Origin of the sequence: Enterococcus avium ATCC 14025, from assembly GCF_000406965.1 — a bacterium.
GTDB lineage: Bacteria > Bacillota > Bacilli > Lactobacillales > Enterococcaceae > Enterococcus_A > Enterococcus_A avium.
Genome location: NZ_KE136365.1, coordinates 270158 through 293026 on the forward strand (window position 1 = coordinate 270158; position 22869 = coordinate 293026).

Annotated in this window: 23 protein-coding genes and 1 pseudogene; 8 read left to right on the forward strand and 16 right to left on the reverse strand. The window is 40.8% G+C overall.

Going from position 1 to position 22869, the window contains the following annotated elements:
- Window positions 1-9 precede the first annotated feature (9 nt).
- From OMU_RS16850 to OMU_RS16870, 5 genes are all read left to right on the forward strand, one after another.
- Entirely contained in the window at window positions 10-681 is a 672-nt protein-coding gene (locus tag OMU_RS16850) for a response regulator transcription factor (RefSeq protein ID WP_016181074.1), read from the forward strand.
- Window positions 669-1814, forward strand: a complete 1146-nt coding sequence (locus tag OMU_RS16855) for a HAMP domain-containing sensor histidine kinase (RefSeq protein ID WP_016181075.1) — start codon at window positions 669-671, stop codon at window positions 1812-1814. Before OMU_RS16850 ends, OMU_RS16855 begins: the two co-directional genes overlap by 13 nt.
- 87 nt (window positions 1815-1901) lie before the next feature.
- A complete protein-coding gene (locus OMU_RS16860) occupies window positions 1902-2783 on the forward strand; it encodes an ATP-binding cassette domain-containing protein (protein ID WP_016181076.1) in 882 nt (293 codons plus the stop codon).
- 1 nt (window position 2784) lies between these two features.
- Window positions 2785-3990 carry a hypothetical protein gene (locus OMU_RS16865; protein ID WP_016181077.1) on the forward strand — a complete coding sequence of 402 codons (1206 nt, stop codon included), beginning with the start codon at window positions 2785-2787 and terminating at the stop codon, window positions 3988-3990.
- Complete coding sequence (locus OMU_RS16870) at window positions 3974-4594, forward strand: hypothetical protein (protein WP_016181078.1); 621 nt, start codon at window positions 3974-3976, stop codon at window positions 4592-4594. The genes OMU_RS16865 and OMU_RS16870 overlap by 17 nt, the downstream gene beginning before the upstream one ends.
- Before the next feature lie 48 nt (window positions 4595-4642).
- On the opposite strand, the gene OMU_RS16875 is transcribed toward OMU_RS16870, so the two are convergent.
- The 3 genes from OMU_RS16875 to OMU_RS16885 are packed head-to-tail and all read right to left on the reverse strand — an operon-like array spanning window position 4643 to window position 7335.
- Window positions 4643-5107 carry a PTS sugar transporter subunit IIA gene (locus OMU_RS16875; RefSeq protein WP_016181079.1) on the reverse strand — a complete coding sequence of 155 codons (465 nt, stop codon included), beginning with the start codon at window positions 5105-5107 and terminating at the stop codon, window positions 4643-4645.
- Window positions 5108-5130: 23 nt separating this feature from the next.
- Window positions 5131-6633 (reverse strand): PTS transporter subunit EIIC, encoded by a 1503-nt coding sequence (locus tag OMU_RS16880; protein WP_016181080.1) that lies wholly within the window; start codon window positions 6631-6633, stop codon window positions 5131-5133.
- A gap of 12 nt (window positions 6634-6645) precedes the next feature.
- Window positions 6646-7335, reverse strand: coding sequence for an N-acetylmannosamine-6-phosphate 2-epimerase (locus tag OMU_RS16885; protein WP_016181081.1), 690 nt, complete (start codon window positions 7333-7335; stop codon window positions 6646-6648).
- A gap of 146 nt (window positions 7336-7481) precedes the next feature.
- Here OMU_RS16885 and OMU_RS16890 point away from each other — a divergent pair, with 146 nt between their 5' ends.
- Window positions 7482-8300: a MurR/RpiR family transcriptional regulator gene (locus OMU_RS16890; protein WP_016181082.1), complete on the forward strand. Its 819-nt coding sequence runs from the start codon at window positions 7482-7484 to the stop codon at window positions 8298-8300.
- Window positions 8301-8435: 135 nt separating this feature from the next.
- Here OMU_RS16890 and OMU_RS24115 read toward each other — a convergent pair.
- The 11 genes and pseudogenes from OMU_RS24115 to OMU_RS16935 form a co-directional block, all read right to left on the reverse strand.
- A pseudogene (locus OMU_RS24115) lies at window positions 8436-8534 on the reverse strand (IS30 family transposase); the annotation flags it as partial.
- Window positions 8533-8691, reverse strand: coding sequence for a hypothetical protein (locus tag OMU_RS23195; RefSeq protein WP_167584862.1), 159 nt, complete (start codon window positions 8689-8691; stop codon window positions 8533-8535). The gene OMU_RS23195 and the pseudogene OMU_RS24115, both read right to left, overlap by 2 nt.
- Before the next feature lie 146 nt (window positions 8692-8837).
- A complete protein-coding gene (locus tag OMU_RS16895; RefSeq protein WP_016181084.1) occupies window positions 8838-10010 on the reverse strand; it encodes a DUF3089 domain-containing protein in 1173 nt (390 codons plus the stop codon).
- 268 nt (window positions 10011-10278) lie between these two features.
- On the reverse strand, window positions 10279-11163 hold the full coding sequence (gene rsmA, locus OMU_RS16900; RefSeq protein WP_016181085.1) for a 16S rRNA (adenine(1518)-N(6)/adenine(1519)-N(6))-dimethyltransferase RsmA: 885 nt from the start codon (window positions 11161-11163) through the stop codon (window positions 10279-10281).
- Window positions 11160-11732, reverse strand: coding sequence for a ribonuclease M5 (rnmV, locus tag OMU_RS16905; protein ID WP_016181086.1), 573 nt, complete (start codon window positions 11730-11732; stop codon window positions 11160-11162). Before rnmV ends, rsmA begins: the two co-directional genes overlap by 4 nt.
- Window positions 11725-12501, reverse strand: coding sequence for a TatD family hydrolase (locus tag OMU_RS16910; RefSeq protein WP_016181087.1), 777 nt, complete (start codon window positions 12499-12501; stop codon window positions 11725-11727). The genes rnmV and OMU_RS16910 overlap by 8 nt, the downstream gene beginning before the upstream one ends.
- 267 nt (window positions 12502-12768) lie before the next feature.
- Entirely contained in the window at window positions 12769-13581 is an 813-nt protein-coding gene (locus OMU_RS16915) for an MBL fold metallo-hydrolase (RefSeq protein ID WP_016181088.1), read from the reverse strand.
- Complete coding sequence (locus OMU_RS16920) at window positions 13581-14969, reverse strand: PTS transporter subunit EIIC (protein ID WP_016181089.1); 1389 nt, start codon at window positions 14967-14969, stop codon at window positions 13581-13583. The genes OMU_RS16915 and OMU_RS16920 overlap by 1 nt, the downstream gene beginning before the upstream one ends.
- Before the next feature lie 99 nt (window positions 14970-15068).
- On the reverse strand, window positions 15069-15920 hold the full coding sequence (locus OMU_RS16925) for a PRD domain-containing protein (RefSeq protein WP_016181090.1): 852 nt from the start codon (window positions 15918-15920) through the stop codon (window positions 15069-15071).
- Between the two features lie 8 nt (window positions 15921-15928).
- Window positions 15929-16375: a PTS sugar transporter subunit IIA gene (locus OMU_RS16930; RefSeq protein WP_016181091.1), complete on the reverse strand. Its 447-nt coding sequence runs from the start codon at window positions 16373-16375 to the stop codon at window positions 15929-15931.
- Between the two features lie 265 nt (window positions 16376-16640).
- Complete coding sequence (locus OMU_RS16935; RefSeq protein WP_016181092.1) at window positions 16641-17447, reverse strand: Cof-type HAD-IIB family hydrolase; 807 nt, start codon at window positions 17445-17447, stop codon at window positions 16641-16643.
- A gap of 521 nt (window positions 17448-17968) precedes the next feature.
- Between OMU_RS16935 and OMU_RS16940 the strand changes: the two genes are divergently transcribed.
- Together OMU_RS16940 and OMU_RS16945 are read left to right on the forward strand one after the other, a co-directional pair.
- Window positions 17969-18580 carry a hypothetical protein gene (locus OMU_RS16940; RefSeq protein WP_016181093.1) on the forward strand — a complete coding sequence of 204 codons (612 nt, stop codon included), beginning with the start codon at window positions 17969-17971 and terminating at the stop codon, window positions 18578-18580.
- A gap of 114 nt (window positions 18581-18694) precedes the next feature.
- Window positions 18695-18901: a hypothetical protein gene (locus OMU_RS16945; RefSeq protein ID WP_225844237.1), complete on the forward strand. Its 207-nt coding sequence runs from the start codon at window positions 18695-18697 to the stop codon at window positions 18899-18901.
- 236 nt (window positions 18902-19137) lie between these two features.
- Here the strand turns inward: OMU_RS16945 and OMU_RS16950 are convergent, their stop codons facing one another.
- Window positions 19138-20631, reverse strand: a complete 1494-nt coding sequence (locus tag OMU_RS16950; RefSeq protein WP_016181094.1) for an AcpB/EbpR/MafR family transcriptional regulator — start codon at window positions 20629-20631, stop codon at window positions 19138-19140.
- 578 nt (window positions 20632-21209) lie between these two features.
- Entirely contained in the window at window positions 21210-22670 is a 1461-nt protein-coding gene (locus OMU_RS16955) for an NAD-dependent succinate-semialdehyde dehydrogenase (protein WP_016181095.1), read from the reverse strand.
- Between the last annotated feature and the right edge of the window lie 199 nt (window positions 22671-22869).

Genomic DNA, 22869 nt, shown 5'->3' on the forward strand with positions numbered 1-22869 from the left:
AGGCTCGATATGAAAAAAATACTAATTATTGATGATGAACGAGATCTGCTGGAAACCTTCAGGGATTATTTTCAACTGATGAATTATCTCGTCTACACCGCTGAAAATGGCTACGAAGGACTAAAGCAGCTTCAGTATCAACCAGACATCATTATTTTAGATGTTAATATGCCAGAGATGGACGGCTTTGAGCTCTGTGCAGCCATCCGAGAACAAATTACTTGCCCAATTGTTTTTCTATCTGCGAAAGAAGATGAAGAAAGCCGAATACAAGGGTTGACGATTGGCGGCGATGATTATTTAGTTAAGCCCGTCAGCTTAAAGGAGCTGGGATTGCGAATTGAGGCGCATCTTAGACGAGAAAATCGTAAACAATCCGCACGAAAGGTAGCATATTTTGACGAGTTGATGATTGACTATGATCAAAAGGTACTTTTCTATCGCAAACAAGAGATTTATTTAACTAAAGTCGAATTTTCAATCGTTGAGCTGTTGTCTAAACATCCCGGAAGAGCTTTTTCAAAAGAAGAAATCTATCAGTATCTTTGGGACTGGGATAAACTAGGTGATGCCGCAATCATTACGGAGCATATTCGGCGGATACGAAAGAAGCTCTCAGAATACTCAGCGACTGACTATATTCAAACCGTTTGGGGGGTCGGCTATAAATGGATTGGCTAGATGATGTAATTGCTCGGCTGTTTGCTAAAAGGAGCAGCCTTGACCAAAGTCTGATCCTTTACCTTTTAATTGGCATCTTAGGAATCGTCTGTGCAACACTTATCACCGTCTCCATCTGTGTTAGCTGGGAACGGCTAATACTTATGCCAGAAGAGGAACCTACTTTTTTTTGGAATTATTTGACTTGGGCGCCGCCTAGCACTTCATTACCAACGATTAAGCTGTTGGAAATGGTCCGACAGTCTGCGGTTTTTGTATATAGCTTTTTGGGGATATTTTTTGCAACGAAAATGTTTTACCGCAAACGAATCTTGCAGCCGATTACGATTTTAGAAAAGAGCATCCAGCAGATTGAACAAGGAAATTATCAACAGCCGGTCTACTACAATACCTACGATGAGTTTGAAAAAACCTCCCTTGGGCTGGAGCATCTGCGACTGACATTGCAGACAAACGAGAAAAGACTCAAAGAAATGTATCGTGATCAAAAAAAAGTCAACGCCGCCTTTTCCCATGATCTGCGTACACCATTAGCAACAATCCAAAATAATCTGGAGCTACTAGAAGCCTACTATGAACAAGATCGTCTGAGTCCGGAAGCCTTTGATAAATCCGCGACAAAAATCAAAAACAGTATTATCCGGCTAAGCTCCTTTTCTGAAACGATGCAGCAATTACAGAAGCTAGAAGATCGTCCGCTGTACAAAAAAATGCAACCTTTGAGTCTAATTGAAGAGCATATTCGAGAGATTGATCAACATTATCCGGAAAAAGAGCTGCTGATTACGAAAGACTATCCAAAAATCACTGCGAAATACGATCTTGATCTGATTAACGAAGTAGTGGAGAATTTGCTAAATAACGCTTATCGTTTCGCTAAGCAAACAATCGACATTACCATTGCGCTACAGGAACAGTTAGTCATTATTTATGTTAAGGATGATGGCCCTGGTTTTTCTAAAAAGGAACTGTTAACAGCGACAGAACCCTACTACTCACAAAATAAAAACAGTCATTTTGGACTGGGCTTAACCATTGCCGAAGCGCTGGCTCAAAAACATGGCGGACAATTAAAAATTGCGAATAGTCTTGATAGTGGCGCGATCGTTTCGGCTGTTTTTTTGCTTGATTAATAGAAAAATCGACAATTGTAGAGAATTTATAGAGATTTGATGAGTATCCTTTAAGTAAGGCAACAGAAGAATGAGGAGGGATCACCGATGCAAATCGAAATCAATCATTTGAATCAATACTATGGCAAAAAACAAGTTCTCTACGATATAAACCTGTCTATTTCAACGGGGATGTTCGGCCTGCTGGGACGAAACGGCGCCGGCAAAACGACTCTGTTAAAAACCCTCGTTACCCTGCTTCCGACAAATGAGGGAGAGATCCGCATGAACGGGATCGACATTCATGATCAGAAAAGAATCCGTTCGATCATCGGTTTTTTACCGCAGGAATTTTCAATGTACGGCAATATGACTGCGTATCAGGCGTTGGATTATTTGGCCGTACTCTCTGAATTGGATAAACGAACACGCCAAACACGGATCAACGCCTTGCTGGAACAAGTCAATCTGACGATCCATAAAAATGTCAAAGTTAAAGCCATGTCCGGCGGGATGAAACGTCGTCTAGGAATTGCGCAGGCTTTGCTGAACGACCCGAAAATTCTGGTGGTGGATGAGCCGACAGCGGGGTTAGACCCAGAAGAACGACTACGCTTTAGAAACCTCTTAGCGGAGGTCAGTGAAAACAAAATCGTTTTACTATCGACCCATATCGCTGGAGATATTGAAGCTGCTGCAGAAAATGTCGCGATTTTGGAACAGGGACGAATCATCTTTTCAGATTCAATTGAACAATTACTATTGAACGCCCAAGGAAAAATCTTTAGCGTTCAGGTTCCGCGAACAGAGTTGAATGCTGCAAAAAAACAAGTTCAAATTATCAGCCTGCAACAAGATGGCAGTATCTCTCACCTGCGCTTCATTGGTAATCCAGCTGCATCAATCATGCGCCATCCGCTGGTGATTGAAGAGCGTCCGACATTAGAGGATGCTTATCTCTACCTATTATCCATGAAAGGTGGGGATTAGTATGCTACTAAAGAAAGAACTGGGAATAACGTTGAAAAGTCTAACGTATTGGCTGGTTGTCCTCTTCATCGGTGCCTTTCTCTTTACACAATTAGGCTCTGATTTTATTTCGCTAAAACAGCCTGAACCAGGTAAAAATGATTATGGTATCGGTCGAGCGACCGATAAGCACGCCATTCAACAGCAAACGATCTTTTCATTGTTGCAGCAATACAACAGTAAAGGCTTTAACACCTATCCTTTTGGTTTCTTAAAAACCGTTACACCGTCAAAATCCGATAAAGCAACGATCAAAGAAATTCTAGAGCGAGCGACTGGAAAGTCAGTCGCGGAATTAAATCAAGCCCAATCGAATCTGGCCATCGAAAATCCGCAAATCGATCAATTTGCTTTGGCAGAAAAATTTGTACTAGCAAAAGACTACACCTATCCTGCCTTCGAAAAGGATATGCGCAAAGTAGAAGAGCTGATTGGTAAAGGGTCGGATTTCTCTAAGAATGTCTATTTGAATCAAACAAAAAGACAATTAACCTATGAAGAAGCCACGAAGAACTTTCAAACAACATTGACTAAAGACCGAGTCTCTGGCGCCTTTGCTCGTATGACCTGTGATTATTTAGGATTGGTGCTGGCTTTGGTTCCAGTCTTTATCGCAGCGACCGTCGTTCTGCGGGATAAACGTGCTCAAAGCCAATTGGTGATTCACTCTAAACGAATTTCTAGCTTTAAATTATACGGCACTCGTTTTTTAGCGACCGTTCTCTTGGTGCTATTGCCAGTTATTCTGTTCAGTCTATTGCCGGCCATTCAATCCGTCTATGTCGCTCAAAAATATCAACATGTTGGAGATTTGCTGCTGTTTTATCAATACATTATCGGCTGGTCCTTACCAACAATCGTAGCGGTTATCGGAATTAGCTTCCTGATCACTACTGTATTTAATGGGTTGGTGAGCGTCATCTTCCAATTAGGCTTTTGGCTCTTATCACTTATGAGCAACGGCCGTAATATCGTTGGCAGCGTTGGGGTCAATCTGATCCCGCGATTTAATACAGTAGGGTCTCGCGAAGTCTTTGAACAGATTTTTTCTGAATTAGTTATCAACCGCGTCCTTTGGTTTGCTCTCGGTTTGATTTGTTTCTTATTAAGCTGCGTGATCTTTGATCGGAAACGGAAAGGACGAATGCACTATGGGAATTCTCGCTAAAGTATCCATCGCTTTCTGGCGATTTCATTTTTACCCAGCAGTTTTTACGGCGTTCCTGTTAACGCTGCTCTTTCCCACCTTCTTTGGGGTCGAAAATGCGCCATTTTTGCAAAGTGCGGAGATCTATGAACGCTTCTTTCCCTTGATCGGATTGATCCTGTTTATCCCCCTCTATCTGCCTGATAGTTCGGAAGAAACAACATTACTGATCAAAACCAAACGTTTTTCCTATGTAGGCATCTTATTTTTACGTTTTCTTCAGATTCTTATCACTTTACTATTACTGACTTGCGGATGCTTACTGATTTTTGAATTGAGCAATGCAACGATTGAATTCGGCTTGTTTTTATTTAGCGGCCTGGCTAATGCGCTGTTTATGGGCGGGCTATACGCGATTGGTTTTGTCTTTACTACCCAACCTGTTGCAGGCTTGATTCTGCCTTTGGGCTATTACGTGGCTAGTCTGTTCGCTGGTGAAAAATATTTAAAGATGTTTTATCTCTTTGCTTTGGTAGAGAAAGATACCGATTCTAAATTTGTCCTGCTTTTCAGCGGACTACTGTTAATAGCTATCAGCTTTATCCTAATGAAGAGAAAGAAATAATAAAGTCGTTCCATCCTAGAAAATACTTAGGATGAAACGACTTTATTTTTAGCTGTTGATTTGTTCCCCATGCTTAACCTGATTTTTATCCAATAAGTCAAAACTTTCCCCGCCATTGGTAACCAGCGTTAAAACAACCTCGGCTTTTCCTGCATGACGAATTTTATCAAAGTCTGCAATGACTAGTAGCGTATTTTCATCTACTACTTGTCCTTCTTGAACATGCACCTCAAAGGGAGCACCGTCTAATTCCACCGTGTCTAAACCAATATGAATCAAGACTTCACTACCTGACTGACTCGTCAAGCCAATTGCGTGCTTGGTTTGAAAAATCGTGGTGACCGTCCCTTCAATCGGCGCATAAATTTCAGATGCAGTCGGTTGAACTCCAAAGCCCTCACCCATCATTTTTTGTGAAAACACAGGATCAGCTACTTCGCTTAACGGAACAAACGTCCCATCCACGGGTGCAAAGAAAGCTTCTGCTTTTTTCTTTTTAAAGCGTTCAAACATTTTCTATTCTCCAATCCTGCGTATTAATCATCGCGTCCTAATAATTGATTGATTTCTTGACTAAACAAGTCGGCTTTTCCGCCAAAGACCGCCTGAATACCGCCTTGAACTTCAAAAACCGCAGTTGCTCCAAGTTTTTTGAATACCGGTTTTTGAACCTTATCGCCTTGTTTTACAGCCACGCGTAAACGCGTTGCACAGGCTGTCACGTTTTCAATATTTTCATCTCCGCCAAGTGCTTCAATGATCTGCCACGCTTGTTCCTTCAAACTCGCCGAACCAGAGTCATCGGCTACTTCAAGCATGTCCTCATCATTTTCCATACCAGGAATCGCAACTTTAAATTTTTTGATACAAAAACTGAAGACAAAGAAATAAATCAGTGCCCAAGCGATCCCAAATGGAATCACTTTGATCCAATTGGTCTTATCATTTCCCTGCAGAACACCAAATAGCAAATAATCAATCAAGCCGCCAGAAAACGAATTTCCGATCCGAATATTCAAGATATCGGCAAAATAGAAGGACAATCCGTCTAAGAAGGCATGAATTACGTAGAGCCAAGGAGCAACAAATAAGAACATATACTCAATCGGTTCTGTAATCCCAGTTAAGAAAGACGTCAATGCCCCGCTGAAATACAAACCGCCATTTTTCTTGCGATTTTCTTTTGGAATCGCGCGATACATCGCATAACAAGCGGCTGGCAAGCCAAACATCATCGTTGCGAAACGGCCCGCAAAGAAGCGAGTTCCGTAAGTGAATAAACCAGTATGACTAGAATCTGCAAGTTGCGCGAAGAAAATATTCTGTGCTCCAGAGATCGATTGTCCGGCAACCGTTTCAACCCCGCCTAAAGAAGTGTACCAAAACATCGGGTAAATCGTGTGGTGCAAGCCCACAGCGCCAGTCAAACGCAATAAGAATCCATAAAAGAAGGTTCCGATACTCCCCATTTGCGCGACCTGCTGCCCAATGACCACCATCCCATTTTGAATCGGCGGCCAAATCAGATAGAAAACACAACCAATCGCAATCGCGCTAAAAGAAGAAACAATCGGGATAAAACGAGAACCTCCGAAGAAGCCTAAAAATTGCGGCAGCTCGATTTTACGATAACGATTATGCAGAAACGCCACCGTTCCACCGATCACAATCGAACCAACCACACCAGTATCAATGCTGGCATCTTTAGCAGAAAATAATTCCAATAACCCGCTGATCGTCGCTGTATAAACTAAAAATGCCACACCACCTGCTAAACCGGCTGTCCCCTTATCTCCTTTAGCCAACCCAACTGCAAGACCAATCGCAAAAATCAAGGCAAGATTGGCAAACACGGCATTTCCCGCAAAGCTCATGACACTTAAAATCGTTTGCAGCCATGGCTGATTCAAAAATGGATAAGCCGCTACCGCACTCTCATTTGTCAGTGCGCCACCTAATCCCAACAACAAACCTGCCGCCGGCAAAATCGCGATCGGCAGCATAAAAGCTCGTCCTAACTGTGAAAACTTTTTAAACATGATTTATCCTCCTTATTCTTCATTCATCAATGCTTGAATAAAACGCGTCGCAATTTCCTTCGGTCTAGTAATCGCTCCGCCAACAACAACGCCCACAGCGCCTAAATCCTGAATCCTTTTTGCCTCCTCTGGTGTATGAATTTGTCCTTCCGCAATCACATGAATTCCCTCATCAACCAAGGCTTTTACTAAATCACTGGTTGAGATCGAATCAGCTTGGGTATACCCTCTTAACGTTGTACCAACAAAGTCGACACCTGCTTGCCAAGCATTAACCCCTTCTTCAAAGGTTGAAATATCGGCCATCAAAAGTTGATTAGGATATTTCTCTTTGATTTGTTTAATCAATTGATTCGTTGTCTGGCCATCGGGACGTTCACGCAAAGTACAATCAAGGGCAATCACCTCTACATTCGTTTCCGCTAACGCATCGACCTCTTTCATCGTAGGTGTGATAAAAACGTCAGAATTTGGATAGGTCTGTTTGATAATTCCAATAATCGGCAAATCAACTTTTTCTTGTATTTGCTGAATATCTCTGACGGTATTCGCTCGAATCCCAACTGCTCCTGCTTCTTTTGCCGCTAAAGCCATTAATGGCATGATCCCCCCCTCTTTTGTATACAACGGTTCTCCTGGCAAAGCTTGACAGGAAACAATCAAGCCGCCTTTCATAATACTTAAAAACTCTTTTTTTTTCACGCTCCGTTTTCACTCCGTTTTTAAATTATTTTGGATTATTACTCCAAAAATATAGCATGCGCTTTCAAAAATGTAAATAGAAAATGAAAAAAAAAGTTTTTTGACGTATAATCGAAGATGACAACTGAGAGGAAAAAGGAGAAAGAATGACCATTTCATATACAATTCAAGAAAAATATGCGACCCTAACAAAATCCGAAAAAAAAATTGCTGACTATATTTTATCCAGCGGTGAAAAAATCGTTCACAGCACCATGAGCGACATCAGGGAAGCCGCAACTGTTGGCGATGGAACGATTATGCGTTTTTGCCAAAAAATTGGCTTTTCTGGCTTTTCAGATTTAAAGATCGCCATCGCTAAAGAAGATTTCAGCAAACAGCAGGAAGATTCACAGGAATCTGATTTTTTTGATAAACGTACTAAGACCATCGACAAAGCTTTAAAAACCACGAATCAACGTTTGGATAATAATAAGCTTAAACAGGCTGTCCAGATGATTACCGAAGCCAATCAAATCTATATCTTTGGCGTAGGCTCTAGCGGCAATACTGGAAATGATCTAGAAGCAATGCTGCTGCGCGTCGGCGTCCAATCACGCTCAGTGATCGATCCTCATTTCCAAGCACAAATCGCTTCTCTGCTTACCGAAAAGGATTTAGTGATCGGCTTCTCCTTGTCTGGTCGAACAAAAGACACCCATGATTCTTTGAATATCGCTAAGAAAAATCATGCGAAGATCATCGCCATTACCAATTACCAACTGTCACCTATCGCCCAATTAGCTGACGTTGTCCTGCAAACAGCGATCGATGAATTTTTGGACGGCGCTTCACTGGCAGGTAAAATCTCCCAGTTATATTTGTGTGATTTACTTGTTCAAAGCTACGAGATCGAAAATAACGTAAACACAATCGAGCTAAGAGAAACCGTGTTACGCTCTATTTTGGATAAAAGCTTGGATTGATAGTTAAAAGCCGCTCACCCTTGAGAAACTGTTTAGGGAAGCGGCTTTTTCTTCGTAAGATGTAGTAGGAAATCCAGGTTCATTTTCTTTCATGATAAACCCATACCAACAAAAAGGATATAATTTTCTGATTTGTCAAATTAAGCTAAACAATATATCTTTATCTATGCAGCTCAAAAATACTTCCAATGGTGTTCGGAAATTTAGTGATTTTCTTGGATGCTTCTGTGCTTTAAATTAATGCTAGATCAGTTAGTTTGCTTAAAATTTCAGGTTTATTAGAGATGTAAAGCCCTTGCTTTCCTTTGTACTCACGAATTTTTGTAAACATATTTAATAAGTCATAACTTAACGACAACTTTTCCAAGGTTTGATAATTAAATTCTTTCACCACAACCACTCCTTTTTCTCCGCCATTTTATAATATTTGGCGGAGAAAAATCTTCTTTCAATTTTTTTCCGCTAAGTAAAGCTTCATTTAATCACGATCAAAAAAGCTGCCTATCTTCTTCGACAGGCAGCGTCTTCTGATTTATTTTATTGTACGGTTTGCTGATTCGGATCAATAGCTTGAGGTTCTTGTTGGGCCGGTTGCTGATTTGGATCGGTTGTTTGTGTTCCTTGCGGATGCATCGCGAAATATTGTGCTTCACGATTCTCAGCATTTTGCTGCAGATTGTAATAATAGAAGCTGATGTCATTATTGTGGAATGAACCAGCTGGGAAAATCTTACGCGTACTTTCCGGCATCTCATATTTGGCTTTATCTACAGTTGAGGAGACCACCAGACCTCTTGTTCCATCAACCGTCGCATCTGCAAGATTCATGACCTTCGAGTAATCACCGTTGTCATTTCGCACATAAGAACCTAGATTTTCTTCAGCTGTCGCTGGTGTGCCATCGGTTCTCCAGTTAATTGGATTAATCGCTAGTGCGCCTTCATCCCAAGTTGGCAAAGTACCAGTAAAATCTGGCGCAACCGTATTATATGAAATGACTACACCGGTATCATCCGGTCCTGTCGCAAATTTCACTTGCGGATTGTCGTTCATTTCTTGTTGGGTCACCGATTGACCTAATACATAGGCGGCGATCATCCGATCACTGACTCCAGGATTATTTTTGAAATAATCATACATGATGGCTTTGAGCATCCGAGCCCCTTGGGAGTGTCCCACTAAAATGAAAGGACGATTGTTGTTTTCATGTTTGATGTAATAATCAAAAGCTGCCATCACATCTGCTTTAGGAACACCATCCGTATATTGTGCCTGTTCTTCTTTAGATTTTGTCAGCAGCCATTTTGCATCCAATTGACGGTAATAAGGTGCATAAACATTGCCGCTGGTATCAAAGGCTGAACCTTGTGTCGCTAGAAATACTTGCGCTCCAGCACGCATCGTTGGGTTATCGATTTTTGCTACGGGAGATGAATTTTCATTTTTTTGTGCGTAAGCCGTTGGATACAACATAAAGACATCCGCTTGGCTCGTGATTTCTGTTGGCTTTGCCAGCCAATTATCAGCATTGCTATAGTCGCTGGCTTTGATGGCTTCGCCGGCTTTTTCTGGTTCTTTTGCTTTTTTGATCGTTGTTTTCCGAGCTTCTTGCTTTGGTGCTTCTTCGCTAGTAAAGAAAGTCGTATAAGCATAGTAGCCGCCAACACCCAATACAGCTACTACTAATAGTCCAATAATGAATTTTTTCATTGTGTCCTCCAAAAAGATTTTATGTACCTCATTATAGGGTAGTTCGGTTTTATTTGACAAATTCCCTGTGTATTTAATTAGAAAAGCTTATGAATTGTTTGTTATGGATTAGTGAGTAATCATTAGAAATCAACTTCAAAATGCCAATAAGCCAACAGCATTGGTTGCCATGATGACATTTTTACTCGCAAATGGCTACTTAACTAACTTTAAGCCAAGAAGTTACAACAAAGCAAGCGCTCAAAAGAAAAATCCGAGCGCTTGTTGATTAATTTTTTTTATTCGCTTCCAAGGCATTGGACAGTCTCGCAAATTCTTCTAAAGATAGCGTTTCACCGCGACGCTTTGGATCGATTTCGGCTTGTTCTAAGCTCGTTTCCAACCAAGTTTTCGTTAATTCGTCTCTGCCATAACTGCTTAACAAATTGTTCCATAACGTTTTACGGCGCATATTGAAAGCGGCTTTAGTCAATTTGAAGAATTCCGCTTCGTTTGTCACCTCGACTGCAGGTGTTTCGCATCGTACTAAACGTAAAATCGCAGAATCCACGTTCGGCTGTGGAACAAACACTGTTTTTGGAACAATGAAGGCCGTACTTGCTTCCATATAATATTGAACAGCGATCGATAAGGAGCCATAAGCCTTTGTTCCCGGTTTTGCGGAGATTCGATCAGCGACTTCTCGCTGCATCATGACCACCATCTCATCAACAGCCAAATCTGATTCTAAGATGTGCATCATAATCGGTGTCGTAATATAATACGGCAGATTCGCCACGACTTTGATCGGCAGCGTTTGATCAAAATACTCGGTTTCTTTTTTCAGGTCCACCTTTAAAATGTCGTTGTGCACGACGCTAATATTGTCATAGGGACTTAAGGTATCTTCTAACACGGGGATCAAACGATCATCAATCTCAAAGGCCAAGACTTGGTGAGCCGCACGAGCTAAGTGTTCAGTCAGTGCACCGATCCCTGGACCGACTTCAATTACGTTGGTGTGTTTATCAATTTCCGCTGTAGCGACGATTTTTTGTAAAATATTTGGTTCGGTCAAAAAGTTCTGACCGAGACTCTTCTTGAAGGAGAAGCCATGCTTTTGCAAAATTTCTCTCGTTCTAGAAGGTGTTGCAATGTCTTTATAATTGTTCAAGAGGTTTCCTCAACTTTCTTCATAGCCTCATGCAATTGTGCTTCGGTGATCCGAAACATCGTTAAACGTTTTTCCAATTGTTTGGCGTTGGTATAGCCAATCTTCAGCTCATCCCCTAAACGTTCCCGCCGTTCACGGGCTTGAGCTCCCGCTATTAAACCATAATCCAACAGCGTTTGTCTAGCTATTTTTGGTTGATCGCCCTCAGCGGGAGTGACAACCTTGTGCAGCGCGTCGATGATCGCTTCATCGCTGGCGTGCTCCACCCCAAGACTTGCCCCGCGCTTTTGCGGTGCCGCCATTCTTCTGGATAGGAAGGCGTGCTGGGCATCGGGGATCGCCTCCATGATTGTCTTGCGAATCTTCTCACCGGAAAAATCAGGATCAGTAAACACAATCACTCCCCGGGTTTCTTGAGCATGTTCTATTTGTTCTAGGATATTTTCATTGATGGCCGAACCGCGAGTCTCGATCGTATCCACATCAAAAACTTCCTTCAAACGTTTGGTATCGTCTTTGCCTTCGACTACGATGATTTCTTCAATTTTTTCCTTCTGTTTGTTATCCATTGGCTTTGATCCTGAATAAGCGGTGTGCATTTTCCGTCGTTTGCCGGGCTACTTCTTCCATTGGTAAATTCCGAAGTTCCGCGATTTTTTCTACAATATAACGGGTATAGCCGGGTTCATTGCGTTTCCCGCGATAAGGCATTGGTGCTAAATAAGGAGCGTCGGTCTCTACTAATAATTTATCCATCGGTACCACCGCTGCCGCCTCTTGAACATCTAAGGCCTTCTTAAAGGTCACAACCCCAGAAAAAGAGACATGCATTCCTAAATCTAAGAAGCGCTTCGCCCATTCGCCGCTGCCGCTAAAGCTGTGCATGATGCCGCCGATGTCGCGAATATCTTCTTCCTTTAAAATCTTATACGTATCTTCCAGCGCATCGCGAGTATGGATGCTGATAGGTAAATTCATTTCTTTTGCAATCGCGATTTGACGACGGAAAACTTTAGCTTGAACTTCCTTTGGATCTTCCATCCAGTAATAATCCAGCCCAATCTCGCCTAACGCCACAACCTTTGGCAACGTTAATTTCTTAATCAAGTCTTCTTCGATCGCTTTCGTGTAGCTGCCCGCTTCTGTCGGATGCCAGCCGATGATGGAATAAATTCCTTCGTATTGCTGGTTCAGCTCCAAGCTTTTTTCAATCGTCGGTGTATCAAAACCAACTACAGCCATTTCTGTCACGCCAAGTTCACGCGCCCGTTCAACTGTCTCTGGAATCTCATTTTCAAATTGTTCCGCATTCAAATGCGTGTGAGAATCAAAAATCATGTGTAGTCCTCCTAAATCCTTCACTCTTATCTTCAAAATCCATTTAGAATCAACCTATTTTAACACAGTATTTAAAACAAACTAAAGACATACAAACATGAGAGCTTTCACTTTTCTATTTTTATTATGTATATAGCTTTAAATACGAAAATGGTTTGAAAACAAAAAAGCAAATATGACATTTACTTTTGTCACATCTGCTTTTTCGAATATTCAGCGTTTCACACGCAGCCTCTCTCAATAATAGTAGATCGACTTAAAAAATCCTTACAGCTTATCCAAAGTGTAAACAATGTTTCCGGTTTGTTCTTTTTCAGTCATTTCTCGACTTCGATCCTTGGCAGCGAATGCCTTTACTCCGTGAACCTCAATAGGAAGGCGAGCGTCGGAAGCTGCTAAAATTTTTTCGCAAAGTTCTATATTATTATCCAATAAATGAATCGCTGATTCAAAAGTTCCATGATTTCGAATGATTCTATTGTAGCGACCATCCCATTGCTTCAATTTGTTCAAGGCCTTATAATGCTCAGCGATCGAAACACTTTCTGGAAAACAAATCAACGTGTTTTCGCCGCAAGCATCCCCAAAAACAGCTACCTCTTCTTCTGGTATTAAAAAGACCATCATGCCTTTAGTATGGCCTGGAACCAGCATAAGCTCGATCGTTACTCCTCCCAAATCGAAGACCATTTCTTCTGTCAATTGTTTGAATCCGCTTGTCCGTTGCGGCAATACCTGTTCCGAGCGCCATGTTTGTGGAAGCGGTGTGGGCGCTGCCTGAATCTCTTGAATCCGAAAAGCTTTGGAACAGTGTTTCTTTTCCAGCTCCTCATCTAGAGGACTTAAATAGACCTCCTCAAATTGACTGCTTCCTCCCGCATGATCGCAGTGCCCATGCGATAAGATAACTGTATACTCCGTAGTCGCTAAATCATCAACAAAGCTCTTTAAATCTCCACAGCCTAGTCCCGTATCTAATAACGCACCGCTCTTTTCTCCTTGGATATAATAGGCGCATACCTCAAAAGCCGTTCGAATACGGAAGATTCTTTGGGTTACTTTTTCAGTCGAAAAATACATTAGTCTTTCACGGTCCCTTCATCAAGTTTAAAGAACAGCATTACAACAAAACCAGAAATCAAGCCAACTGCGACAGTTACTCCTAATACGATATAGTTGTACGTACTGCCTCCAACAAATCCCGCTAACCCATAAATACCATTCGAAATGTTCAACACATGTCCTGTCAAATTCAATATGCCCGCAACCAAACCAGTGATCGCTCCTGAGATGACACCTGCGACAAACGGTGTTTTATAAGGAACATTTAATCCATACAACAACGGCTCACCTACTCCGCCTAAAAACCAAGTAATGATATAACCAAACGTCAACGTCTTTTTTTCCTTTGATTTAAACTTAAAGACACACGCCAACGCGACACCTGTTGCTGCCCAAGAAGACGCTAAAATTCCTGGCATCAAGAAATTATCGTAGCCTAGAGTAGGAAAGGTCGTAAATAAATAAGTGAATAAGACCGGATGCATCCCTGTCATCACAATAAAGGCAAATGTTGCTCCAACGACACAAACAGCTAACGGTCGAGCAAAAGTATTCAGCGCAATCAATGCTTCACCAATATATACGCCGATAAAACCACCCAACGGACCAAAGACTACCAGCGTCAGCGGAATCATCACTAGCAAGGTCCCAAAAGGAATCATGAACACCTTTAACACATCTGGAGTGAATTTTTTCCAAAATTTTTCTACAAAACTCATCGCTGCAATCGTCAAAATCATCGGCAATACTGTACTTGAATAATTTTGCAACATCGTAGGTAGACCATAAACAGAGAATTTAACACCATCCTCGGCCATTTGCATAAAACTTGGATAGAGCAGCACAGCCCCTAATAGCATCCCGATTGGAATACTGGTTTTTAATTTTCGAGAGGCAGACCAGCCAATAAAAACCGGCAAGAAATAAAATCCCGCGTCTCCTACAAAGGTAAACAACTGATATATGTCACTTTTCTCTGTAACCACACTCAGCATTGAAGGTCCTAATACAACCCCAACCGTTTTGCATAAAGACGCTACTAACAGAATCGGGATCAATGGTGTTAAGGAACCAGAAAGATAATCTAATACTTGATTAAAAATTGCTTTTCCATCTTTTCTACCTTTGGCTGTGTGTTCATCGCTTTCTTCTTCACCGGCCGCTGGTAATAATTTGGTAACTACATCATAAAGATTTGTTACAGTTGGACCAATGATTAGTTGATATTGCCCCGCTTTTCTCGTAACCCCCATGACGCCATCAACAGACTTTACCTTTTCATCGTCAGCTTTTGCGTCGTCCTTCAACACAAACCGTAAACGAGTCATACAATGTGTTACATTGTCGATATTCTCATTCCCTCCGATTGCAGCAATAATTTGTGGTGCCGTTTCTTGATAATTCATTTTCATGTACCTCCATTTATTTTATTTGATTAAAATAAAAGGTCTAGCCGGCCGCTCCCGTAACCATCCAGTACAAAATATTTTTTCCTCCTTTATTTTTTATCCGCGAATTTCTTTTGCGGTTGTTAAACGAATGACATGTATCATTAGAAATAGTCGTTCACCCTCAATTTCCTTTTGATACTTCTCAGAGATAACTTGCATAATTTTCGTCACACAGGCAGCTTGTTGAGGGTATTCCTTCATCAACATCTCCATCATGTGGTCGCTTTTATCATATTGCAGCATCCCGTCTTGAACGATTCGTTGCAGCAAGAAGCGTAGATGTAAAACAAATCTTGCCCTGTCAAGATCAGAATGCTCTAGTGCTATACGGGCGTCCATGTCCTCCTCAATCACATTCATCACTTGATTGATCGTCTCTGTAATTCCTACGGTTTCTTGAATTTCAAGATCCATTTCTGAATTAACAATATGGATCGCGATAAAATTCGCTTCATCACTAGGAATGGACAAATCAACATGCTCCTTGATCATCGCGACTGCTTTTACAGCTAATTGGTATTCTTCAGGATATAACGCCTGCACATTCCATAAAAGCGAGCTGTCGAAAGTAATCCCTAAAGCCATTCGCTCCAAAAGATTCGAAATATGATCGGTCAAAGTGATATGAATTTTATCGTTGATCGTTTTTTTGGTACCATTTTTTATGACTTCAATAATTTCTTCAGTTAACTCAATGATATCATCCGAAATTTCCATGATTATATCTTGGTATTGGCGAATTGTTTCCTTGGTGTCCAATGTAAATACTTTTTCCGTTTTGCTTTCATCGGCCTCCTGACCAGGCTTTTTTCCGAAAGCAATTCCTTTTCCTTTGACGATTATTTCTGCTCCATTTTGGTCCAAACTAATGATCGTATTATTATTGAGCACTCGTTTTATGATCATGATTCCACCTACTTTATCGTCAAAATGGGGGTTGCTTCATTAACTTTTTTTAGCAAAGATTTTTTTTCAATGACTTTTCCAGCCGCATTTGTAATGATCACCATGACGTCCGTATCATAGCCCGCTTCATGAATACTTGAGTAATCCATTTCAACTAACAAATCGCCGGCGTGTACCCACTGATTTACTTTGACCTTACTCTGGAAAAATTTCCCATCAAGTTCCACTGTATCAACTCCTAAATGCAATAGGATCTCTACACCATCCTTCGTTCTCAACCCAATCGCATGCCCTGTGGGAAACACCGCTGTTACTTCTGCAGCCACTGGAGCAGTGATTCGTTGTTCCATGGGCGATATCGCCACGCCATCACCCAGTATCTTCGCTGAAAACACCTCATCATCTACAGATTCAATCGCTTTTAATTCTCCTGTTACTGGACTCAATAAATCCATTTTTTTCTCTCCTTTCTCGAATAAATAAACAAAAAAAGACCCATTTACGCAAAGTCTCCATGGACTTTGGTAAACCGGTCATGCTTAGCCGAACTAATAACAATCCTTAATTACAATTTCAAGTTATCACATTCTCACAGCTTTGTAAACCCTTTCTAAGATAATGATTTACTCACTTTTCAAATTGTACGATCAAAAAGCAATACTGGCAGTTGATTCGCTGGGGAGTAATTATTTGCTAAAAAGTATACTCATATACTTTTATTTAAGCGCGCAATAATTGCTCCATCATCTCCAAAACTCCCTCTTGATTATTCGAACCAATCACTTCCTTTGAAGCTTGTTTGACTTTTTCCTGAGCATTTTCCATTGCATAACTCAAACCGGCATATTCCAGCATTTCGATATCATTGCCGCTATCACCAAAAGCTGCGATCTCAGTAGGTGCGATGCCCCACTCGTTGCTTAATTTTGCTAACCCATTGGCCTTATGAACGCCAGGAATAATCAAGTCAATGTCACCATGCCCACTAGACACTGGAATCATTTGATCTGCCAACACTTCTTCCAAAGCGGCCAGCTTCTCCTCAATGCCAATATTAGAAAAGGTCAAGGCAAATTTGAATATTTCATCCTCTTGATTTGCGACATCTCCCAGCCGCTCAAGTTTTTTTATACTTGGATAATAAAATTTGACGATGCGAAACACATCATCTGGAATATCTTTTGAAACATAGGCACTTTTTTTGCCGCAAACGACTAGAACAATCGGTTGCAGTGCGTTGATTTCCTTCAATGTTTCCAACACTATATCCATTGCTAGTCGTGCATTGTAGTAATGCGTCCCTTCAACAATGATATTGGCTCCATTTTCCGAAACGAAGGACATTTCTGCATGATTCTCAGGGAAAAAGCTTTTTAGCTGATCGTACTGATTCCCGCTGGCAACAACAAATTTTATCTCCTTTTCCTTCATTTGTTGGAAAATCCGATCAAATCGCTCCCGATTGTATTCTTTTTGATCATCTAAAAAGGTTCCGTCCATATCAACTGCAATCATTTTTATACTCATTTTAGTCATCTCCCTCTATTTATTCGTCCTCATAAGAGTAACATAAACTATGGGACGCATTTCAGGTCAAGCGAAACTTCATTGAGAAAACTCGCCCATCTTTTGAGCATCAGGTAGGTACTGTTCCACATCAGCTCTGCAAGCAGTCGCTGTGTGTCTCAGCAATAAGACCAAAATATTTCTAAATTGCCAAGAAACACAGTGTTCGAAGAGAACTGATGTTGATTGGTACCTACCTGGTGCTTCTCAAATTTAGAAATATTTTTGCTTATTGCCGAAATGTTAGTTCTGCTTAACGGAGTTTAGAGTAACTGTATGCGTAGAAAAGCTAGTTCGTGAAGCCGGACATGAATACGCCTGCTGTAAAGCGACTTAATCATGTGAAAATTTTATTCTTTCCTTATAGTTAAAAAAATACTCCGTCTAAATCCCACAGAAAATCCGCCGAAAGTCGGATGTCTCCTTCAAATATTCTCTCTATAATAAGCGTTGTAAGTTACTATTTAGAGAGAGGTGAGTGTATGCCTGATTTTCAAAAGGAGTTTCCAAATGCCGCGCGTTATCTGAAACAACGCTATCCTGATAAGGAACCACTAAGCAGCTTTTGGCATTGGGCGATTTTAGCACTTTTTGCCCTGCTATGTATCGCAACAATCAAGCAGCAATTGCTATTAATCGGTGGATTGATCCTTGTTTCCGCCTTGATCAAAGGACCAGGAATCTTAGTTTTCGGGGCCCTCTATTCCTTGTTAGTCAGTTTATTTCCGCCAATCGGTGTCGTTCTTTCCGCACTTTTTTTCCTATTAAATATTCGTTTATTGACTAAAAGCTGGCGGGTAAATATCGTAACTTCACTATTTTACTTGTATCCGTTAGGCTTGAGTATCCTGCGTTACTTCACCCAATGGGATGCGGTATGGCAGATTGGACTTCAGTTATTGCCAGGATTATTACTGCTCCATTTTGTATTGATGCAGGTTTACTATTTCCATCCAAGCGCCCGTCAAGTCGCTTGGACTGTATTAGCTACACCGTTTGAATTAATCTCACTTATCTTGCCAAAACGCTTCAAGAAACCGTTTCGGACTACCACACAATCAACAAGACTAAAAAACGTGAAAAAATATCGTTAAGGAAGGCAATCATGGCCCTTCTTTAACGATTTTTTATTGTAACCAGATTTTCCCGCTTCAATTAACCATGTTAAGATAAATGTGTAGAACTGACGTGTTTGTCTTTTGGAAGAGGTGACGATTATAAACCCTAAATATGAAATTCCTACGAATGAAGAGCGTTTAGCCAAAGAATTTGAAAAACTAGGCCGGCAATTCTTTGATAAAGTCGATGCGAAAAATTTCAGCCACGCCTATAAAATCCTGAATCAACTCACAGATAATCCGCAAAAAAATCCGCAAGAAACGAAGATTTATGACAAAAACAAAAAACTCATCTAAATGGATAATTCAGTTACGAAAAAAAACTAATTCTCGCTGCACATACGATTAGGCTAAACCACCTGTCTCGCATCTGGTTAAGAAGTAATCTCTGCCTATCAAAATTATTAAACTGCAAAAGAAACTAATTCACAAATAGGCAGCCAAGAAAGCTAGTCGCTTTCCTCGCTGCCTTTTTCTTTAGGGCTTTTGTGGTCGTCTAAGCCACGCCCTCTATTGGGTGGAAACGTACCCTTTCATCCGGCTAATTTGCTAACTAGCTGCTGCAATTGATACACATCTTGATTCGTCAAAAATGGATCAATGACAACAGTCGGATATTCCTCCGGTACTTCTTCCACACTGCTTGAAGTAATCAGTGCATCATATTTTTCTAACTCTGAACGATTGATGTTCACATTGGTCAATTTTTTCTCTACATAATGAACTTCAAAATTCCCGTAAATTTGATTCTCGATTTGACTGCCTAAAAAAAATTCCTCTGTCGGTGATAACTCAGACAATAGCAGCAGCTTCAATGGTCGATCACAGCTCGCCAACAATGTCAGACTTTGAGGAACCATTGTTATCAAAAGATATACGTAATTCCAGATAAAATCCTCTTCTTGGTAGATCTGATAACGTCGGACAAAATGATCCACAATTTTCTTTACCTTTTTGACAGCTTGGTCATGGGTCTCAGACAATTTATCTAAAAAGATTCTCCGCTGACGGAATAAAATATCAATCAGCTGTCCATCCGGCTCATAAATCCGATGCTCGTTCATCAAAACGATCGCCAATTCCTGTTTTTTGTCATTGCCCAATGAAAAATTCAATAAGCTATCGAACTCCTCCACTAGTTCTAAGTGACGATAATAATAGCTCGCGTACTCATCTTCTCTTCTTAGTGCACTGTTCAATTGCGTCTTGCTGGCAACCACCACATCCGCGTACGACAACCATAGACAATCCTTGATTTTGTCCGAAGACAGCTTCACGCGAAAGACCTCCAGCGCCATTCGTTTGAAGGCATCTAAAATTTGTCTTTCCGGCAGCATCAGATCACTATCCAGTTCTAAGGTTGGATAATAATGTCCATTTTTAATCCGCCACAAGCTGATATACATGTTATAGCCTAAACGTTTACGAGAAATGTAATTATCCTCTAGTTTATTCACTTGGATGAATTGATTCACCAATTCCGTGATGGCTTTGATCTGGAACTCTTTTAAATCCCGATACAACGAGTCCAAACGGTCTGATTTTTCAATGAAATAGCGGTAATACATGTGTCGAATCACACTTTCATTCCCCTCCAAACGTAACGGACGGTATTGCAAGGTGATACCTGTTTTCAACAAGACACTCTCAATCTTCTTCAGATTCCGTTGGGTCTTCGATGGACTCAAAAAAAGCTTCTTCGACAGATCGATAATATTCTCGCACTCTTCATACAGCAGTTCCTCAATAATTTGAAACTCCGGCGATTGCTGGATCGTGTCGGCATATAGTCGATTGATACTGACATGCGATTTGATTTGCAGCTGATAAAGTCCTTTATATTTTACAATACGAAAAGCGTCTTGCTGGCTATTGATCAGCTTAACGTCCTTTAATAATACAGATAATGAGCATTCCAATTCTTCAAGTAATTGATCACTTGATAGACCAATGCGGCACGCGTAAAGCAATTCAACCAAACGCAGATGCCGCAGATTGCTTACCCCTAAAATATCTCTAAAATTCATACTATCACCCTCTTCACTAACTCCTATGCTTATCCCCACCAACTCCGACTTCTAAAAAACTAGCAGTCCTTGGTGCATGAAACAAAACCCCTTTTGTGCCATGCTGATAAACTCATTTTTTAAAGCACTAAAACTCGCTCATTTCCCCTCCTTTAGCTTTTTTGTCCGACAAAAGAAAAAGCCAAGCAATATCACAAAAATAAAATATTGCTTCGTTTTATCCATTGTCTTGCTGTATAATAATGGTAACTGATAAAAGACTTCTCTGCTTTTGCCTTCTTAAAAAAAGAGAGTGTTATCGAACAGCTCATACAGCTCTTTGTAATGGCTTCATGACAAATAAGCAAAGTTATTTAATTCACTTTTTAAAATAAAAATAAATTTTTTTAGAAACTAATAGTTAAATTTTTTTTGTTCCGTTTGAATTAATGATAATTACGGATAATATAAAATAAATTCTGTAATTATTATTTTTATTAATTACTAAGAATTTTTCGCTTCTTCCTTTTTATATAACTTAATATATGACAAAAAAGAGTGATCCTAAGAAAAGGATCACTCTTTTTATTACTATTTGATTATTTAGCCGTACGAATGTTGACAAATTTGACGTTCACATATTCCTCGACTCCATACGTGCCATTTTCACGACCAAATCCTGAGTGTTTTACTCCGCCAAATGGTGTCGCCGAATTGGAAATAGAGGTATCATTGACGCCGACCATGCCATATTGTAATTTACTGCTGACATTTTCCACTGTATGGATATTGGTTGAGAAGAAATAAGATGCCAATCCAAATTCTGTATCATTTGCGTCTTCAATGACTTTTTCCTCATCCTCAAAGGTAATCAACGGAATCACCGGACCAAAGGTTTCTTCATAAAAGATATTCATTTCTTTTGTGACACCATCTAAGACAGTTGGTTCAAAGAAATTCCCATCAGCATACTCGCCTTTATCCAGCTTATGACCGCCAGCTAAGATTTTTGCGCCCTTATCCGTCGCATCCTTCAATTGTTCAACAACCTTTTCGACGCCAGCTTGATTGATCAGGGGTCCTACTGTTGGATCTTCTAATCCGTTTCCGACTGTTACTTCTTTGATCGCTTCCACGATACGATTCGTTACTTCATCTTTGATATCCTTGTGGATAAAGATTCGATTTGGTGAAGTGCAGACCTGACCATTGTTGATGAACTTAGTTTGAATCAATGTTTCCACTGCCCGTTCAATGTCTGCGTCAGGGAAAATGATATATGGCGCATGTCCGCCTAATTCCATTGAAACATTTTTCAACGTTGGCGCTGCTTGTTCGTTTAGCTTTTGACCAACTCCAGTTGAACCAGTGAAGGTGATCTTTTGTACGTCTTCAGATTCTGAAAGAATTGGTCCAATCGTAGAAGAATCACCTAAGACGATGTTTACCACGCCATCAGGAAACCCCGCCTGATCAAACAATTCCATCAACGCTAAGGCAGATAGCGGCGTTTCCTTCGACGGCTTCAAAATCACCGTACAGCCAGCAGCGATCGCTGGAGAAATCTTCCGAATAATCATATTCGATGGAAAATTCCATGGAGTGATAGCGCCCACGACACCCACCGCCTGCTTGCGTACCTGCCATTGATTGGTCACTGGGGATGGAACGATTTCACCTAATAATCGTTGTCCTTCTGCCGCGTTCCAGCGAAGATTCTCCACATTCGTTTGAATCTCACCTTTTGCCTGCGTCAAAGGCTTTCCCTGCTCCATTGTCATGATCGTCGCTAAGCGATCCGCGTCTTCTTCCACAAGATCAGCCATTTTATTCATTAATTTCGCTCGTTCAGCCGCAGATGTCCGCGACCATTCAGGAAACGCGTTGTTCGCCGCTTCAATTGCCGCGTGAACTTCCTTTTCGCCTCCGACATGAACCTCAACCAATGTTTCTCCTGTTGCCGGATTTGTTACTGGTTTGGTTCCTTCTGAGCCTTCCACCCATTTGCCATTAATATAGAGACGTGTTTCGACTGCTGGTAAAGCTTGTTCTTTTGCCATGTGTCTAATTCCTCCTATTTTATCATGTGCAGTAGTGGTTAAAATCGATCAACAGCATTCGTATCATTTTTTTCCTGCTGTTTACTACATTATTCACCGTAACACGGATAAAAAAACAACTCAAAAAATAAGCTTAAAGAGGAAAATGCTTATACAAATCTGATAAAAAAGGAAAATAGACAGTCCAAAACGAATGATC

What these genes read in the sequence shown, in the direction of transcription:
- OMU_RS16850 (WP_016181074.1), top strand. Translation starts at nt 10, where the DNA reads ATGAAAAAAATACTAATTATTGATGATGAACGAGATCTGCTGGAAACC.
- OMU_RS16855 (WP_016181075.1), top strand. Translation starts at nt 669, where the DNA reads ATGGATTGGCTAGATGATGTAATTGCTCGGCTGTTTGCTAAAAGGAGC.
- OMU_RS16860 (WP_016181076.1), top strand. Translation starts at nt 1,902, where the DNA reads ATGCAAATCGAAATCAATCATTTGAATCAATACTATGGCAAAAAACAA.
- OMU_RS16865 (WP_016181077.1), top strand. Translation starts at nt 2,785, where the DNA reads ATGCTACTAAAGAAAGAACTGGGAATAACGTTGAAAAGTCTAACGTAT.
- OMU_RS16870 (WP_016181078.1), top strand. Translation starts at nt 3,974, where the DNA reads ATGGGAATTCTCGCTAAAGTATCCATCGCTTTCTGGCGATTTCATTTT.
- OMU_RS16875 (WP_016181079.1), bottom strand. Translation starts at nt 5,107, where the DNA reads ATGTTTGAACGCTTTAAAAAGAAAAAAGCAGAAGCTTTCTTTGCACCC.
- OMU_RS16880 (WP_016181080.1), bottom strand. Translation starts at nt 6,633, where the DNA reads ATGTTTAAAAAGTTTTCACAGTTAGGACGAGCTTTTATGCTGCCGATC.
- OMU_RS16890 (WP_016181082.1), top strand. Translation starts at nt 7,482, where the DNA reads ATGACCATTTCATATACAATTCAAGAAAAATATGCGACCCTAACAAAA.
- OMU_RS16895 (WP_016181084.1), bottom strand. Translation starts at nt 10,010, where the DNA reads ATGAAAAAATTCATTATTGGACTATTAGTAGTAGCTGTATTGGGTGTT.
- rnmV (WP_016181086.1), bottom strand. Translation starts at nt 11,732, where the DNA reads ATGGATAACAAACAGAAGGAAAAAATTGAAGAAATCATCGTAGTCGAA.
- OMU_RS16910 (WP_016181087.1), bottom strand. Translation starts at nt 12,501, where the DNA reads ATGATTTTTGATTCTCACACGCATTTGAATGCGGAACAATTTGAAAAT.
- OMU_RS16915 (WP_016181088.1), bottom strand. Translation starts at nt 13,581, where the DNA reads ATGTATTTTTCGACTGAAAAAGTAACCCAAAGAATCTTCCGTATTCGA.
- OMU_RS16920 (WP_016181089.1), bottom strand. Translation starts at nt 14,969, where the DNA reads ATGAATTATCAAGAAACGGCACCACAAATTATTGCTGCAATCGGAGGG.
- OMU_RS16925 (WP_016181090.1), bottom strand. Translation starts at nt 15,920, where the DNA reads ATGATCATAAAACGAGTGCTCAATAATAATACGATCATTAGTTTGGAC.
- OMU_RS16930 (WP_016181091.1), bottom strand. Translation starts at nt 16,375, where the DNA reads ATGGATTTATTGAGTCCAGTAACAGGAGAATTAAAAGCGATTGAATCT.
- OMU_RS16935 (WP_016181092.1), bottom strand. Translation starts at nt 17,447, where the DNA reads ATGAGTATAAAAATGATTGCAGTTGATATGGACGGAACCTTTTTAGAT.
- OMU_RS16940 (WP_016181093.1), top strand. Translation starts at nt 17,969, where the DNA reads ATGCCTGATTTTCAAAAGGAGTTTCCAAATGCCGCGCGTTATCTGAAA.
- OMU_RS16950 (WP_016181094.1), bottom strand. Translation starts at nt 20,631, where the DNA reads ATGAATTTTAGAGATATTTTAGGGGTAAGCAATCTGCGGCATCTGCGT.
- OMU_RS16955 (WP_016181095.1), bottom strand. Translation starts at nt 22,670, where the DNA reads ATGGCAAAAGAACAAGCTTTACCAGCAGTCGAAACACGTCTCTATATT.